Origin of the sequence: Streptacidiphilus neutrinimicus (assembly GCF_000787815.1) — a bacterium.
GTDB classification, from domain to species: Bacteria; Actinomycetota; Actinomycetes; order Streptomycetales; family Streptomycetaceae; genus Streptacidiphilus; species Streptacidiphilus neutrinimicus.
The window spans coordinates 20,049-34,965 of sequence record NZ_BBPO01000052.1 but is presented as its reverse complement, the minus strand read 5'-3'; the positions used below and the strand labels follow the sequence as shown (position 1 = coordinate 34,965).

Genomic DNA, 14,917 nt, shown 5'->3' with positions numbered 1-14,917 from the left:
GCTTCGTCTCGTCATCACCACGGCCTGGGCCCGGTGCGGGAGTTCGCTCCCCGCCGGGCCCAGATCGCTGTTCCGACGGCGAGCAGCACGACGCCCGCGGCGAGCCACGGCCACGGGCTCCACTCCTCGGTGCAGGCGTTGCCCGAGCAGACGTTCCCCGGCCCCGAGCGGTTGAGCCACGCGACCACGAGCGGCAGCACCCCCGCTCCCGCGACCAGGCCCGGCAGCCCGCCGTGCGAGCGCGGCACCCTGCCGAGCAGGACCGCGGCGACGAGGGTGAGCACCGCGACGTAGGGCCCGACGGTCAGCACCGTCAGCAGCGCCGTCACACCCCCGGCGCCGACCGCCGCCCAGGACAGGAACCAGATCCACGCACGCCTCGTGTCTCTCATGACCGCCTCCGCAGTGAGAAAAGGTCGAGCAGGGTGGCGAGGGAGTCCGCCCGTTCGAACAGGGCAGCGGCGGGGGCGGGATCGTCGTCGAGCACGGCCAGCAGCTCCAGGCCCAGATACATCGCGACCACCCCGTGGGCGAGCTCCTCGGGCGGCCCGAGCCGCGCGGCGGGCGTCCCGCGCAACGCGTCCGCGGCGAAGCCGCGCCAGGGACGCAGCCGTTCGGCCACCTCGGGCCGCAGGGCGGCGTTCGCCTGGGCCGCGGCGATCATCTCCACGAGGACGGCCGTGTGGCCGAGCTCCAGATCCTCCTCGAACACGGTCCGCGCGGCGGCGACCAGCTCCTTGAGGTTCCGGCTCTCGTCGACCAGCGCCTGGTACCGCTCCCGCCGCAGCTCCGCCACGCGGTCCAGCGCGGCGAGCAGCAGCCGCTCCACGGAGCCGAAGTGGTAGAAGATCAGCGCCTGGTTGCACCCCGCCCGCCCCGCGATCTCCCGCGCGCTGGCGTGCGCATGCCCCTTCTCCCGCAGGGTCGCCATCGCCCCTGCGACCAGCGCGTCCCTCGTCTCCGCCGTCGCCATCCGCCGCACCACCCCCGTTCTTGAGCACTCGCTCAAATCCGAGGGTAGACCCGAACCCACCGCTCCTGCAGGAAGTTGCAACAGTCAGGCAGCACGCGAAGGGGCGCGAGGCTGTGCCGACACGCGGCTCCGCAGCGCGGGCAGGAGCGAGTCGGGTCCTTTCCCGGAGACAGTTCAAGCGTCAGGGGTGCGAGGAACCGCGCGAGCGACCACCCTGTGCGGATGGCCCTGCCCACTGGGCGACTCACCACACTGGGTGGCTTGTCGCGCCCGCGCGGCGGAGCCGCACATCGGCACAGCCTCGCGCCCCTGCGGGAGCGGAGGGCTCAGATCGTGCGGAAGGCCAGGACGACGTTGTGGCCGCCGAAGCCGAAGGAGTTGTTGAGGGCGGTGATGCTGCCCTCGGCCGGGAGTGCGCGGGGTTCGGCGATGACGATGTCGGCGTCGACCTCGGGGTCGAGGTCGTCGACGTTGATCGTCGGGGGCGCGACGCGGTGGTGCAGGGCGAGGACCGTGGCCACGGTCTCGATGCCGCCGGCGCCGCCGAGCAGGTGGCCCGTCATGGACTTGGTCGCGGAGATCGCGATGTGGTCCAGGTGGTCGCCGAGGACCCGGCGCAGCGCCTTGATCTCCGCGGTGTCACCCTGCGGGGTGGACGTGGCGTGCGCGTTGACGTGCACGACCTCCGCCGGGTTCACGTCCGTGGACTCCAGCAGCTGCTCGATCGCGCGGGCCACGCCCGCGCCCGTGGGCTCCGGCTGGGCGATGTGGTGGGCGTCGGAGGAGAGACCCTGGCCGACCGCCTCGCAGTAGACGCGGGCCCCGCGGGCCGCCGCGTGCTCCGCGGACTCCAGGACCACGACGCCCGCGCCCTCCCCGAGGACGAAGCCGTCACGGGCCTTGTCGTAGGGGCGCGAGGCCTGCTGCGGGTGGTCGTTGTTCTTGGACATCGCCATCATGTTGGCGAAGGCCACGATCGGCAGCGGGTGCACCGCCGCCTCCGTGCCGCCCGCGACGACCACGTCGGCGCGGCCGGTGCGGATCATCTCGATCGCGTAGCCGATCGCCTCGGCGCCGGAGGCGCACGCGGAGACGGGGGTGTGCACGCCGGCGCGGGCGCCGACCTCCAGGCCGACGTTGGCGGCGGGGGAGTTGGGCATCAGCATCGGCACGGTGTGCGGGGAGACGCGGCGGACGCCCTTCTCCTTCAGCACGTCGTACTGGTCGAGCAGGGTGGTCACGCCGCCGATGCCGGAGGCGACGACCGCGCCCAGGCGCTCGGGGGCGATCGGGGAGCCGTCCTCGGTCGCGGGGGCGGTGAAACCGGCGTCGGCCCACGCCTCGCGCGCGGCGATCAGCGCGAACTGGGCCGAGCGGTCGAGCTTGCGGGCGAGCGGACGGGGCAGCACCTCGCCGGGGTCGACCGCGGTACGGGCGGCGATGCGGACCGGGAGGTCCGCGGCCCACTCCTCGTCGAGGGTCGAGACGCCGGAGCGGCCCGCCACCAGGCCCTCCCAGGTGGACGCGGCGTCGGCGCCGAGCGGCGTGAAGGCGCCGATCCCGGTGACGACCACGGTGCGGTTGTCGCTGGTCACTGCTGAGTCTCCTGGCAGGGAAGTCCGGGGCGTCCGAGAGGAAGTCCGGGGTGGTTCTTTGGGGAGGGGGCGCCACCGGCCGGCGGCGCCCCCCGGGGAAGCGTGTGAACGCTCAGGAGTTGGCGACGATGTAGTTCACGGCGTCGCCGACGGTCTTCAGGTTCTTGACCTCGTCGTCCGGGATCTTGACGTCGAAGCGCTCCTCGGCGGCGACGACGACCTCGACCATGGAGAGCGAGTCGACGTCCAGGTCGTCGGTGAAGGACTTGTCGAGCTGAACGTCCTCGGCAGGGATCCCGGCGATCTCGTTGACGATCTCGGCGAGACCTTCGAGGATCTCTTCCTGCGTGGCCATTGAAGGCTCCTTCTTGTGGTGAACGGTGTTTCCTACGGGAGGGTAACGACTGCGGCTGCGTAGACGAGACCCGCCCCGAAGCCGATGATGAGCGCGAGGTCGCCGCTCTTCGCCTCGCCGGACTGGAGCATGCGCTCCATGGCCAGCGGGATGGAGGCCGCCGAGGTGTTCCCGGTCTCCGCGATGTCGCGGGCCACCGGGACCGACTCGGGCAGCTTCAGCGCCTTGATCATCGCGTCGATGATCCGCATGTTGGCCTGGTGCGGGATGAACGCGCCGAGCTGGTCGGCGGTGATCCCGGCGGCGTCGAGCGCCTGCTGGGCGGCCTTCGCCATGTCCCAGACGGCCCAGCGGAAGACCGTCTGGCCCTCCATGCGCAGGGCCGGCCACTTGGTCTCCTCGCCCGCGCCGTTGACGGCGTCGGGCTTGGCGAACGCGGTGTCCCATGCGGCGGTCTGGCTGATGACGTCGGCCTGCGAGCCGTCGGAACCCCAGACGACCTTGCCGATGCCGGGGGTGTCGGACGGGCCCACCACGGCCGCGCCCGCGCCGTCGCCGAAGATGAAGGCGGTCGAGCGGTCGTGGATGTCGGTGAGGTCGGACAGGCGCTCCACGCCGATCACGACGACGTACTCGGCACTGCCGCCGCGGACCATGCCGTCGGCCAGCGACAGGCCGTAGCCGAAGCCGGCGCAGGCGGCGGAGATGTCGAAGGCGGGCGCGGTGCCGCAACCCAGTCGCTGGGCGATCTCGGTGGCGATGGCGGGGGTCTGCTTCAGATGCGAGACGGTCGCCACGATGACGCCGCCGACCTGCTCGGGCGCGATCCCGGCCATGGCGATCGCCTTGCTGGCGGCCTGGACCGACATTTCGGCGACGGTCTCCTCGGGGCCGGCCCAGCGGCGCTCGGTGATCCCGCTGCGGGTGCGGATCCACTCGTCCGAGGACTCGATCCAGTTCAGCACCTCGGAGTTGGGGATGACCCGAACCGGGCGGTAGCCGCCGACGCCGTGGATGCGCGAGAACTGGGCCCCCGTGCTGGGCTTGATCTGCGCGGTCTGATGAGCCTGGGCTGTCATGCGTTCTGCTCCCCGGCTCCGTGCTCGGCCATGAGCGCGAGGGCCTTGTCGAGGTCGGCTGGGGTCTTCAGGGCCAGCGTCGCGACACCCTTGACGTTGCGCTTGACCAGGTTGGTGAGGGTTCCGGCGGGAGAGAGCTCGATCATCGCGGTCATGCCCAGGCCGGCCAGGGTCTCCATGCACAGGTCCCAGCGGACGGGGTTGGACACCTGCGACACCAGGCGGGCGAGCACCTCGGCGCCCGAGGCGACGACCTGGCCGTCCGCGTTCGAGACGTAGGGGACTGTCGGGTCGGCGGCGGTGAGCGTCGGCGCCAGCTTCTCCAGCCGGGCCTGGCCCGGGGCCATGTGCTCGGTGTGGAAGGCGCCCGCCACCTTGAGCGGGATCATCCGCGCGCCGGCCGGCGGATCGGCCTTGAGCGCGGCCAGCTGCTCCAGCGTGCCGGCCGCGACGATCTGGCCGCCGCCGTTGTTGTTGGCCGGGGTGACGCCGTGGGCGGCCAGCTTGGCGGCCACCTCCTCCGGGTCCCCGCCGAGCACGGCGACCATGCCGGTGGCGGTCGCGGCGGCGGCCTCGGCCATGCCCAGGCTGCGCTCGCGGACGAAGGCCAGGCCGTCCTCGGCGCTCAGCACGTCGGAGGCGACGGCGACGGTGATCTCGCCGACGCTGTGACCGGCGACGGCGCCGACCTGGCGGGCGAGGTTCGCGTGGTCCCCGAAGAGCGCGGACGCGGTCACCAGGCCCGCGGCGACCAGCAGCGGCTGGGCGACGGCGGTGTCCTTGATCTCGTCCTCGGACGCCTCGGTCCCGGCGCGCACCAGATCCAGCCCGGCCACGTCGGACCAACGGCGAAGCCGGTCGGCGACGCCGGGGACCTCCAGCCACGGGGCGAGGAATCCTGGCGTCTGGGCGCCTTGTCCGGGAGCAACGAGTACGAGCACGTCATCAACCTTCTCTTGTCGAGCCGGTGCTGCGCGGGTGAGGACCGCGACGAAGAACCACGAGCGGAGTTGTGGATTCCCTACAGCGGTGCATCAGCGCAGCTCATCCCTACTGAAGTCGTCCCAGGGCCAGGGCGATGCGGAGGGTGAACGCCGAACGCACGTCGGACGGAGCGTAGCCGGTGATGTCGGTCACACGTCGCAGGCGATAGCGGACGGTGTTGGGGTGGACGAACAGCATCCGGGCGGCGCCCTCCAGCGAGGAAGCCTGCTCCAGATAGACCGAGAGCGTGTCCAGCAGGGCCGAACCCGCTTCGTCGAGCGGCGTGTAGATCTCCTCGACGAGCTGGGCGCGCGCCTGCACGTCGCCGGCGAGCGCGCGCTCGGGCAGCAGGTCGTCCGCGAGCACCGGGCGCGGCGCGTCCGGCCAGGCCGAGCAGGCGCGCAGGCCCGCGGCGGCGGCCTGCGCGGACCGCGTCGCGGACAGCAGGTCGGAGACGGTCGGGCCGATCACCACCGGGCCGGGTGCGAACTGCCCGATCAGCGCGCGGGCGGCGACCACCGGATCCCACAGCCGCTCGCCGCTGCGCGGCTTCTTCTCGCCGACGACCACGACCAGGCGGGAGCCGAGCACGCCGGTGAGCACGTGCAGCTTGGCGTGCCGGGCGGCCCGCCGGATGGCCTCGACCACCAGCTCGCTGTCCCCGGCGGGCGCGCTGCCCATGACGACCATGACCCGGTCCGGCTGCCCCCAGCCGAGCGCTGCGGCGCGCGACAGCACGCCCTCGTCCGCGTCGCCGGACAGCAGGGAGTTGACGACCAGCGCCTCGAGCCGGGCGTCCCACGCGCCGCGGGCCTCGGCGGCCTGGGCGTAGACCTGGGCGGTGGCGAAGGCGATCTCGCGGGCGTAGACCAGCACCGCCTCGCGCAGCGCCTCCTCCGCGCCCGGCGCGGCCACCTCCTCGATCGCCTCCTCGACGACCTCGATGGTGGTACGGATCATCTCCACGGTCTGGCGCAGGGTGACCGCGCGGGTCAGCTCGCGCGGCGCGGTGCCGAACACGTCGGTGCTGATCGCCTGCGGCGCGTCCGGGAAGCGGAACCACTCGGTGAACGCCGCGATACCGGCCTGGGCCACCAGCCCGATCCAGGAGCGGTGCTCCGGCGGCATGTTGCGGTACCAGGCGAGGTTGTCGTCCATCCGGGCGATGGCGGCGGTGGCCATCTTGCCGGCGGCGCGTTCCAGGTTCTTCAGCGTCTGCGCGTGCTGCTCGGCCGTGGCCATCACGGTTTTGCGCTCGAAGGCCGTCCCGCGTCGCGAGCCGCGTCGCACCGAGGGGCGCTCCCCGGTGTCGGCGGTCTGTCCGGGGGCTGCCTCGGCGGCCTGGTTCGCGGGGTTCTGGGCGACTGGGTCTGGCACAGACTAAGCGTGCACCATCGCCGCGCGGATCCGTGCACGGGGAGGTACCCGGCGCGGGAGACGCCCGTCACAAGTGCCTACTGTGGCGGTATGCCGCTCAGTATCCGCCGCGCCGGCCACCGCTACCGCTCCGAGCCGGAGCCCGGGGTCCGCACCGCGCACGCGTTCTCCTTCTCCGCGCACTACGACCCCGCCAACGTCTCCTTCGGCGCGCTCCTGGCCTGCAACGAGGAGTTCCTCGCTCCGGGCGCGGGCTTCGCCGCGCACCGCCACCGCGACACCGAGATCCTCACCTGGGTCCTGGAGGGCGCGCTGGCGCACCGCGACGACCGCGGTCATGAGGCGGTGGTGCGCCCTGGGCAGCTCCAGTACCTCAGCGCGGGGTCGGGCGTCAGCCACAGCGAGGTCAACGCGGCGACGGACGAGCCGGGTGAACCGGTCCGCTTTTTGCAGTTCTGGCTGCAGCCGGGCGAGTTCGGCACCGAACCGGACTACGCGCTGCGGGAGGTGGACGGGGAGGCGGGCTCGGTGCGGCTGACGCCTGCGGGCCTGCTGCGGCGCGACGACGCCGCCCTGCACCTGCTGCGGGCCAGCGCCTACCTGCCCGTTCCCGAGCTGCCGCGGGCGGCGTACCTCTACCTGCACGTCGCCCGCGGCGGCCTCGGCTTCCGCGAGTCGGGCGGCCCGAAGGGCCGGGGCCGTGAGTTGGCCGCGGGCGACGCGGTGCGGATCACGGAGGGGGACACCCCGGTCGATCCGACGGCGGGCCCTGACGGCGTCGAGCTGCTGGTGTGGGCGATGGACTCACCGGTCGTCTACGGGTGAGGCGGCGCGGCCCTACTGGTTCAGCTCGGCCAGCACGGCGTCCGTGAACGGCGTCCACAGCTCCGCCGCCCACGGGCCGAAGTCGCGGTCGGTCAGCACGACGCACGCCGCGCCCGCCGCCGGGTCGACCCAGAGGAAGGTGCCGGACTGGCCGAAGTGGCCGAAGGTCGCGGGGGAGCTGGTGAGGCCCGTCCAGTGCGGGGCCTTGTGGTCGCGGATGTCGAAGCCCAGACCCCAGTCGTTCGGCTTCTGGTGGCCGTAGCCCGGCAGGACGCCGTTCAGGCCGGGGAAGGCGACCCGGGTCGCCTCGGCCACGGTCTCGGGGTGGAGCACCCGCGGAGCCTGCAGCTCCGCGGTGAAGCGGGCCAGATCCTCGGCGGTGGAGACGCCGCCGGCGCCCGCCGGGCTCTTGCTCGCGGCGTCGAGCCATGAACCGCCCATGCCGAGCGGGGCGAAGACCGCCTCCGCCGCGTACTGCGGGAACGGCATGCCCGTCGCCTTGGCGACCGCCTCGGCCAGGACGTCGAAGCCCGCGTTCGAGTACAGGCGGCGGGTGCCGGGCGCGGCCATCGCGCGGTGCTCGTCGAAGGCGAGGCCGGAGGTGTGCGCGAGCAGGTGCCGGACCGTCGAGCCCTCGGGGCCGGCGGGGTCGTCCAGCTCCAGCGCGCCCTCCTCGACGGCGACCAGGGTGGCGTAGGCGGTCAGCGGCTTCGTCACCGAAGCGAGCTTGAACGGGTGCCGCTGCGGGCCGTGGCTGCCGGCCACGCTGCCGTCGCTGCGGACGACGACGGCCGCGGCGGTGGGGACGGGCCACTGTTCGATCAGGCGCAGGCTCTCCATGAGGGCCGAGTCTAGAGAGTGAGGCTTGCTTAGAGTGCACTCGAAGTCAGTAGCGTCGATCACGACACGATCGGAAGGGGCCGGAGATGTCGCAGGCCGCAGTTGCGGGCAGCGAGTTCGAGGCTCGCTACACCATCGGCGAGGTGGCCGAACGCACCGGTCTGAGTGCGCACACGCTGCGCTGGTACGAGCGGATCGGCCTGTTGGAGCACCCGGCCCGCTCCCACCACGGGCAGCGCCGCTTCAGCGAGGCCGACCTGAACTGGCTGGGCTTTCTGGGCAACCTGCGCGCGACGGGCATGCCCGTCGCCGCCATGCTGCGCTACACCGAGCTGGTCCGCGCGGGCGACGGGACGCGCGCCGAGCGGCGCGAGCTGCTGATCGCGCACCGCGAAGAGGTGCTGGCGCGGATCCGCGACCTCCAGGCGAACCTTCTGGTCCTGGACTACAAGATCGACTTGTACGGCCAAGAATGTCAGTACGGCGAGAGGCAGGACTGAGTCATGAGCACCATCCCGACCACCACGCTGGGCGCGAACGGCCCCGTCGTCGGCGTCCAGGGCCTCGGCTGCATGGGCATGAGCGAGTTCTACAGCGACCAGTTCGGCGACACCGGCGAGACCGAGTCCCGCGCCACGCTGGAGCGGGCCCTGGAGCTGGGCGTCACCCTCTTCGACACGGCCGACATGTACGGCTACGGCCGCAACGAGCAGCTCGTCGGCCCGTTCGTGCAGGCCCACCGCGACGAGGTGGTCCTCGCGACGAAGTTCGCCATCGAGCGCCGTGAGGACGACCCGACCTACCGCGCGGTCCGCAACGACGCGGCGTACATCCGCCAGGCCGTCGACGCGAGTCTGCGACGCCTGGGCGTCGACCACATCGACCTGTACTACATGCACCGCCGCAACCCCGAGGTCCCGCTGGCCGAGTCCGTCGGCGCGATGGCGGAGCTGGTCACCGCGGGCAAGGTGCGCCACCTCGGCCTCTCCGAGGTCAACGGCGAGGAGCTGCGGGAGGCGTACGCGATCCACCCCATCACCGCGCTGCAGTCCGAGTGGTCGCTCTTCTCCCGCGACGTCGAGCGCAGCGCGGTGCCCGCAGCCGCGGAGCTGGGCGTCGCGTTCGTGGCGTACTCCCCGCTCGGCCGCGGCTTCCTGACCGGCTCCTTCAGCAACGCCGGCGAGCTGGCGGCGGACGACTTCCGCAACTACCAGCCGCGCTTCACCGGCGACAACGCCGCGCACAACGCTGCGCTGCTCGCCCCGGTCCACAAGATCGCCGCCGACCGGGGGGCGACGGTGGGCCAGGTGGCCCTCGCCTGGGTCCACCAGCGCGCCCAGGTCCACAACCTGGCCGTCGTCCCGATCCCGGGCACCCGCAAGCGCAGCCGCCTGGAGGAGAACACCGCCGCCACGTCGCTGGTCCTCACCGACGTCGAGCTCGCCACCCTGGAGCCCATCGCCGCCCAGGTCGCCGGGGAGCGCTACGCGGACATGAGCAGCATCTCGCGCTGACGCGATCACCTCGCTCCGGCGGGTGACCGCACCTTCAGGGGCGCGGGGCCCTGCCGACGTGCCGCTCCGCGGCGTGGGCGCGACAAGCCGCCCATGCCGGTGGAGCGCCGAGCGCGGCCCTCCGCGCGTCAGCGGTTGCTCGCGCCCACGCGGCGGAGCCGCGTATCGGCAGAGCCCCCCGCCCTTTAGGAGGTCACGTCTAGGAGGTCACGTCGCCGTACTGGCCCAGGGCGATGTCCGCGTAGTTGCGGAGGCTGGCCGTGCCCGGGGCGTAGTAGCCGTTGTGGCCGGCGGCGCCGGTGGAGGCGACCAGGTGGGAGCCGAAGCCGGGGCTGGTGGGGTCCTGGCCGTGGCCCAGGCCGGCGAACTCGAGGTAGGGGACGTTGCCGATCCAGTCGGTGGCGTTGCGCACCGTGGCCCAGAGGCGGACGCCGTCGCCGAGGGCGGAGGCGTCGTCGATGTCCATGCCGGGGCTGCCCAGGACGACCATGTCGGTGACCGTGCCGGTCGCGTGCAGGGTGGGGGCGGCGACGCCGCAGACGACCGAGCCGTAGGAGTGGCAGAAGAGCGACGGCGGCGTGCTCGGGTGGGCGGTGACCGCGAGGCCCGCCAGGAAGCGGGTGAGGCGGGGGGCGGCCGCGTCGGCGAGGCGCGAGGTCGCGGCGTCGGCGCCGAGGCCCACGGGGGTGACGTAGTCGGCCCAGGCTATGGCGGCCGTGGTGGTGCCGGGGGAGACCTGCTGCTCCTCTGCGCGCAGCGCCTGCGCCTCGCTCTGGACGCGGGCGAAGTGGGCGAGGTCGATGTCCGAACCAGGGACGACGACCGAGACCTTCTCCGCCGTGGCGAGGTCGCCGAAGACCTCGGCGACCAGGCCCCGGCTGCGCGGGTCGAAGGCGATGACCTGGTGGCCGGGCTGGGTCAGCTGGGTCAGCATCGCGATCTGCGCGGTCGCCTGCGGGTCCTGCTTCGTCAGCCGGTCCAGCTCGGCCTGCATGGCCAGGTGGTTGGCCTGGTAGCGCAGCGCCAGGGGCGCGCCGTCGAGGTTGCCGACGACCAGGGGGTAGTTCGCGACGAGCTGCTGCTGCTGGGCGTCGGTGAGCCCGGCGAAGAACGCGGCGACCTCGGTCGCGCTCGCCGTCGCGGGGTCCGGCATGGTCACGCCGAGGCTGCGGTCGTGCAGCCAGGCGGTGCTGCCCGCGGGCGGGGTGGTGACGGCGATCTGCTCGGTGGAGACGGCCGCTCCCGCGGCCGCGGCACCCGTGCCGGCGAGGCAGGTGAAGGAGACCAACGCTGCCACCAGGGTGCGCTTGAACCGCATGCAGGTGTCTCCTCGGGGATGCCGGCGACCGTCGTGCGGGCGCGATCAGCCCGAGTGGTCTCGCGGGTGCGGGGCGTCACGGCGTGGGGCGACATGCCCGCCATGCGAGACGCTTTGCGCAAGCGTAAGGGCATCATCCGGCTGCGTACGCTGTACGAGCCAGGAGCAAACTGCGACAACCATCACAATGGCCGTCAATCGACCGGGCTTGGCCCGGGATTCTTACGAGCCGTTCACACACGGACGGTGGGCCACGCCGTCAGGCGTCACCCACCGTCGTCAGCCGGTCGTCAACCCGCTGTCAGCTGTGCTTGAAGGTCACCGAGAAGTTCTCGCCGCCCGAGAGCGAGGAGGTGGTGGCCTTCGTCGTGGAGCCGGAGACCATGTTGATCTGGTCCGGGCTGTAGTTGCCCAGAGCCTGGCCGTTGGCAAGGGAGTTGGTGAAGTTCACCGTGCCGAAGTCGGTCAGCGGCAGCACGCCCGTGGAGCTGGACGGCGCCTCGGCGATCACCTCGACCGAGTAGCGCTGGGCCGGCGAGTAGGTCTTGCTGACCGACCGGCTCCACCCCTGGGTGGTGTCGCTCAGCTTCATCGTGAACTTGCCCGAGCCGTTGTAGGTGACCGAACCCGTGAAGTGGTCGCCCGGCCTGACGGTGTTCGAGAAGTTGACCGGGTAGGCCGGGTACATCTCGTACCAGGAGTAGTACTGCGGCGAGCCGCCCGAGCAGTCGACCTCCGAGCCGGTCTGCTCGACGCTGTTGCTGCCGTCGCCGTCGATGCCGACCCAGAAGCTGGAGTAGCTCGTGGCGCTGGTGCACTTGCCGGTCGGCTGCACCCAGCTCGCGGAGATGCTGGTGAAGTTGCCGCCGGTGGCGGCGAAGCCGGACCAGTTGGAGCTGGAGCTGTTGCGCAGGTGGATGTGCAGGTTGTGCACGGTCCCGTTGGCGATCGCGGGGGCGGCGGTCGCGAAGGCGGGTGCGGCGGTCCCGAGGACGGCCAGCAGGGCGGCGGACAGAGCGGTGGTGCGACGGGTCGTACGCATGGAGCTCCTCTCGCACGAAATGCCGAATCTGTTGTCGGCGTTCGGCCAAAGTAGAGGAGTGACACCACGCGGGGGAGTGGTTTGCCGGAATCCACAGAAAAAACCCACAGCAAACGGAGAGGCTCGGTGACGAATCGTCACCGAGCCCCTGCTGCTTACGGATCAGGCGGTCACGCGTCGCCGCCCGCGTTGCCCGGGTGCGCGGCCGCGACGTCCAGCAGCTGGTAGCGGTCGATGGCCGCCTTCAGCGCCGTGCGGTCGACCTTGCCCTGCTTGGCCAGCTCGGTCAGCACGCCCAGCACGATCGACTGCGCGTCGATGTGGAAGTAGCGGCGCGCCGCGCCACGGGTGTCGGCGAAGCCGAAGCCGTCGGCGCCCAGCGACTGGTACTGGCCCGGGACCCAGCGGGCGATCTGGTCCGGCACCGCGCGCATCCAGTCGGAGACGGCCACGAACGGGCCCTCCGCGCCGGTCAGCTTGCGCTGCACGAACGGGACGCGCTGCTCCTCGTCCGGGTTGAGCAGGTTGAACTCCTCGGTCTCCACCGCGTCACGGCGCAGCTCGTTCCAGGAGGTCACCGACCAGACGTCGGCCTTGACGTTCCACTCCTCGGCCAGGAGGCGCTGGGCCTCCAGCGCCCACGGCACGGCCACGCCGGAGGCGAGGATCTGCGCCGGGACCTGGCCGCCCTGACCCTCCGCCAGCTTGTAGACGCCCTTGAGGATGCCCTCGACGTCCACGTTCTCGGGCTCGGCCGGCATCTGGATCGGCTCGTTGTAGACGGTGAGGTAGTAGAAGACGTCCTCGCCGTGCGGGTGCTCGGCGCTGCTGCCGTACATGCGGCGCAGGCCGTCCTGCACGATGTGGGCGATCTCGTAGCCGTAGGCCGGGTCGTAGCTGACGGCCGCCGGGTTGGTCGAGGCCAGCAGCTGACTGTGGCCGTCGGCGTGCTGCAGGCCCTCACCGGTCAGCGTGGTGCGGCCGGCGGTCGCGCCGAGCACGAAGCCGCGCGCCAGCTGGTCGGCCATCTGCCAGAACTGGTCACCCGTGCGCTGGAACCCGAACATCGAGTAGAAGACGTAGACGGGGATCAGCGGCTCGCCGTGGGTGGCGTAGGACGAACCCGCGGCGATCAGCGAGGCGGTGGAGCCGGCCTCGGTGATGCCGTCCTGGATCATCTGACCCTGCGGGGACGTCTTGTACGCGAGCAGCAGGTCACGGTCGACCGACTCGTACTGCTGGCCCATCGGGTCGTAGATCTTCGCGGACGGGAAGAGCGAGTCCATGCCGAAGGTGCGGTACTCGTCCGGGGCGATCGTCACGAAGCGCTTGCCGATGTTCTTGTCCCGCATCAGGTCCTTGAGCAGGCGGACGAAGGCCATCGTGGTGGCGATCGACTGCTGGCCGGAGCCCTTCTTCAGGACCTTGTAGGCATCGTCGCCGGGGAGCTCCAGCTTGCGCGGCCGGACCTTGCGGGTCGGCATGTAACCGCCGAGCTCCGCGCGGCGGTCGTGCATGTACTGGATCTCCTCCGAGTCCTTGCCCGGGTGGTAGTAGGGCGGGTAGCCCTCGTCCAGCTGCTTGTCGGTGATCGGCAGGTGCAGCCGGTCACGGAAGCGCTTGAGGTCCTCGACCGTCAGCTTCTTCATCTGGTGGGTCGCGTTGCGGCCCTCGAAGTTCGGGCCCAGGGTCCAGCCCTTGACGGTCTGGGCCAGGATGACGGTCGGCTGGCCCTTGTGCTCGGTCGCGGCCTTGAACGCGGCGTAGACCTTCTTGTGGTCGTGGCCACCGCGGCCGAGGTGCTGGATCTGCTCGTCGGTCATGCCCTCGACCATGGCGCGCAGGCGCAGGTCGCCGCCGAAGAAGTGCTCGCGGATGTACGAGCCGGACTCGGTGGCGTAGGTCTGGAACTGGCCGTCCGGGGTGGTGTTCATCTTGTTCACCAGCACGCCGTCGCGGTCCTGGGCCAGCAGCGGGTCCCAGGTGCGGTCCCAGATGAGCTTGATCACGTTCCAGCCGTTGCCGCGGAAGATCGACTCCAGCTCCTGGATGATCTTGCCGTTGCCGCGGACCGGGCCGTCGAGGCGCTGCAGGTTGCAGTTGACCACGAAGGTCAGGTTGTCCAGGCCCTCACGCGCGGCGATGGACAGCTGGCCGAGCGACTCGACCTCGTCCATCTCGCCGTCGCCGAGGAAGGCCCACACGCGCGAGTCGGAGGTGTCCTTGATGCCGTGGTTCAGCAGGTAGCGGTTCATCCGCGCCTGGTAGATCGCGCCCAGCGGGCCGAGGCCCATGGACACGGTCGGGAACTCCCAGAAGTCCGGCATGTTGCGCGGGTGCGGGTAGCTGGACAGGCCGTACGGCGCGCGCGAGTGCTCCTGGCGGAAGCTGTCGAGCTGCTGCTCGGAGAGCCGGTCCAGCAGGTAGGCGCGGGCGTAGATGCCCGGCGAGGCGTGACCCTGGAAGTAGATCTGGTCGCCGGAGGCGCCCTCGGCGTCCTTGCCCTTGAAGAAGTAGTTGAAGCCCACGTCGTACAGCGACGCCGAGGAGGCGAAGGTCGCGATGTGGCCGCCCACGCCGATGCCCGGGCGCTGCGCACGGGAGACCATCACCGCGGCGTTCCAGCGGGTGGCGTTCAGGACCTTGCGCTCGATCTCCTCGTTGCCGGGGAAGAACGGCTCGTCCTTGGTGGCGATGGTGTTGACGTAGTCCGTGCTGCGCATCTCCGGCACGGCGACGCGCCGCTCGCGGGCGCGCTCGATCAGCCGCAGCATGAGGTAGCGGGCGCGCTCACGGCCGCGCTCGTCGACGGCGGCGTCGAGGGAGTCCAGCCATTCGCTGGTCTCCTCGGGATCGAAGTCGGGGACCTGGCTGGGCAGGCCGCCAATGATGATCGGGTTGCGATCGGATCCGGAAGCCACGCTGTTCCTTCACTTGTCGGTCGTTGCGGAGGGTGTGTCGCGCCGCCTCCATCGTGGACCGCAGGGGGAGAAACGTCATCTCTACCCATGAGTA

Annotated in this window: 14 protein-coding genes; 3 read left to right on the top strand and 11 right to left on the bottom strand. The window is 71.5% G+C overall.

Annotation, left to right across the window (positions count from 1 at the left end; translation table 11 throughout):
- Positions 1-14 precede the first annotated feature (14 nt).
- From TR48_RS27520 to TR48_RS27490, 7 genes are all read right to left on the bottom strand, one after another.
- Entirely contained in the window at positions 15-392 is a 378-nt protein-coding gene (locus tag TR48_RS27520) for a hypothetical protein (protein WP_042372208.1), read from the bottom strand.
- On the bottom strand, positions 389-973 hold the full coding sequence (locus TR48_RS27515; RefSeq protein WP_042372206.1) for a TetR/AcrR family transcriptional regulator: 585 nt from the start codon (positions 971-973) through the stop codon (positions 389-391). Before TR48_RS27515 ends, TR48_RS27520 begins: the two co-directional genes overlap by 4 nt.
- Before the next feature lie 326 nt (positions 974-1,299).
- Positions 1,300-2,568, bottom strand: a complete 1,269-nt coding sequence (fabF, locus tag TR48_RS27510; RefSeq protein WP_042372204.1) for a beta-ketoacyl-ACP synthase II — start codon at positions 2,566-2,568, stop codon at positions 1,300-1,302.
- A 112-nt stretch (positions 2,569-2,680) separates the two neighbouring features.
- A complete protein-coding gene (locus TR48_RS27505) occupies positions 2,681-2,923 on the bottom strand; it encodes an acyl carrier protein (protein ID WP_042372202.1) in 243 nt (80 codons plus the stop codon).
- A 32-nt stretch (positions 2,924-2,955) separates the two neighbouring features.
- Positions 2,956-4,002, bottom strand: coding sequence for a beta-ketoacyl-ACP synthase III (locus TR48_RS27500; protein WP_042372200.1), 1,047 nt, complete (start codon positions 4,000-4,002; stop codon positions 2,956-2,958).
- On the bottom strand, positions 3,999-4,943 hold the full coding sequence (locus TR48_RS27495; protein ID WP_042372198.1) for an ACP S-malonyltransferase: 945 nt from the start codon (positions 4,941-4,943) through the stop codon (positions 3,999-4,001). The genes TR48_RS27500 and TR48_RS27495 overlap by 4 nt, the downstream gene beginning before the upstream one ends.
- A 109-nt stretch (positions 4,944-5,052) precedes the next feature.
- Positions 5,053-6,228 (bottom strand): PucR family transcriptional regulator, encoded by a 1,176-nt coding sequence (locus TR48_RS27490; RefSeq protein ID WP_042372248.1) that lies wholly within the window; start codon positions 6,226-6,228, stop codon positions 5,053-5,055.
- A gap of 225 nt (positions 6,229-6,453) precedes the next feature.
- Between TR48_RS27490 and TR48_RS27485 the strand changes: the two genes are divergently transcribed.
- Positions 6,454-7,188, top strand: coding sequence for a pirin family protein (locus TR48_RS27485; protein WP_042372197.1), 735 nt, complete (start codon positions 6,454-6,456; stop codon positions 7,186-7,188).
- A gap of 12 nt (positions 7,189-7,200) precedes the next feature.
- On the opposite strand, the gene TR48_RS27480 is transcribed toward TR48_RS27485, so the two are convergent.
- Entirely contained in the window at positions 7,201-8,028 is an 828-nt protein-coding gene (locus TR48_RS27480; protein ID WP_042372194.1) for a serine hydrolase domain-containing protein, read from the bottom strand.
- A gap of 86 nt (positions 8,029-8,114) precedes the next feature.
- Between TR48_RS27480 and TR48_RS27475 the strand changes: the two genes are divergently transcribed.
- Both TR48_RS27475 and TR48_RS27470 read left to right on the top strand, forming a co-directional pair.
- Positions 8,115-8,528, top strand: a complete 414-nt coding sequence (locus tag TR48_RS27475) for a MerR family transcriptional regulator (RefSeq protein ID WP_042372192.1) — start codon at positions 8,115-8,117, stop codon at positions 8,526-8,528.
- A 3-nt stretch (positions 8,529-8,531) separates the two neighbouring features.
- Positions 8,532-9,542 carry an aldo/keto reductase gene (locus TR48_RS27470; RefSeq protein ID WP_042372190.1) on the top strand — a complete coding sequence of 337 codons (1,011 nt, stop codon included), beginning with the start codon at positions 8,532-8,534 and terminating at the stop codon, positions 9,540-9,542.
- 199 nt (positions 9,543-9,741) lie between these two features.
- Here the strand turns inward: TR48_RS27470 and TR48_RS27465 are convergent, their stop codons facing one another.
- The 3 genes from TR48_RS27465 to aceE form a co-directional block, all read right to left on the bottom strand.
- On the bottom strand, positions 9,742-10,860 hold the full coding sequence (locus TR48_RS27465) for an alpha/beta hydrolase (protein WP_042372188.1): 1,119 nt from the start codon (positions 10,858-10,860) through the stop codon (positions 9,742-9,744).
- 301 nt (positions 10,861-11,161) lie between these two features.
- On the bottom strand, positions 11,162-11,902 hold the full coding sequence (locus TR48_RS27460; RefSeq protein WP_042372186.1) for a G1 family glutamic endopeptidase: 741 nt from the start codon (positions 11,900-11,902) through the stop codon (positions 11,162-11,164).
- Between the two features lie 170 nt (positions 11,903-12,072).
- Complete coding sequence (aceE, locus tag TR48_RS27455) at positions 12,073-14,823, bottom strand: pyruvate dehydrogenase (acetyl-transferring), homodimeric type (RefSeq protein ID WP_042372184.1); 2,751 nt, start codon at positions 14,821-14,823, stop codon at positions 12,073-12,075.
- Between the last annotated feature and the right edge of the window lie 94 nt (positions 14,824-14,917).

Coding starts and splice junctions, on each gene's coding strand:
- TR48_RS27515 (WP_042372206.1), bottom strand. CDS start 973: ATGGCGACGGCGGAGACGAGGGACGCGCTGGTCGCAGGGGCGATGGCG.
- TR48_RS27470 (WP_042372190.1), top strand. CDS start 8,532: ATGAGCACCATCCCGACCACCACGCTGGGCGCGAACGGCCCCGTCGTC.
- TR48_RS27465 (WP_042372188.1), bottom strand. CDS start 10,860: ATGCGGTTCAAGCGCACCCTGGTGGCAGCGTTGGTCTCCTTCACCTGC.
- TR48_RS27460 (WP_042372186.1), bottom strand. CDS start 11,902: ATGCGTACGACCCGTCGCACCACCGCTCTGTCCGCCGCCCTGCTGGCC.
- TR48_RS27485 (WP_042372197.1), top strand. CDS start 6,454: ATGCCGCTCAGTATCCGCCGCGCCGGCCACCGCTACCGCTCCGAGCCG.
- TR48_RS27475 (WP_042372192.1), top strand. CDS start 8,115: ATGTCGCAGGCCGCAGTTGCGGGCAGCGAGTTCGAGGCTCGCTACACC.
- TR48_RS27500 (WP_042372200.1), bottom strand. CDS start 4,002: ATGACAGCCCAGGCTCATCAGACCGCGCAGATCAAGCCCAGCACGGGG.
- TR48_RS27505 (WP_042372202.1), bottom strand. CDS start 2,923: ATGGCCACGCAGGAAGAGATCCTCGAAGGTCTCGCCGAGATCGTCAAC.
- TR48_RS27490 (WP_042372248.1), bottom strand. CDS start 6,228: ATGGCCACGGCCGAGCAGCACGCGCAGACGCTGAAGAACCTGGAACGC.
- TR48_RS27480 (WP_042372194.1), bottom strand. CDS start 8,028: ATGGAGAGCCTGCGCCTGATCGAACAGTGGCCCGTCCCCACCGCCGCG.
- TR48_RS27520 (WP_042372208.1), bottom strand. CDS start 392: ATGAGAGACACGAGGCGTGCGTGGATCTGGTTCCTGTCCTGGGCGGCG.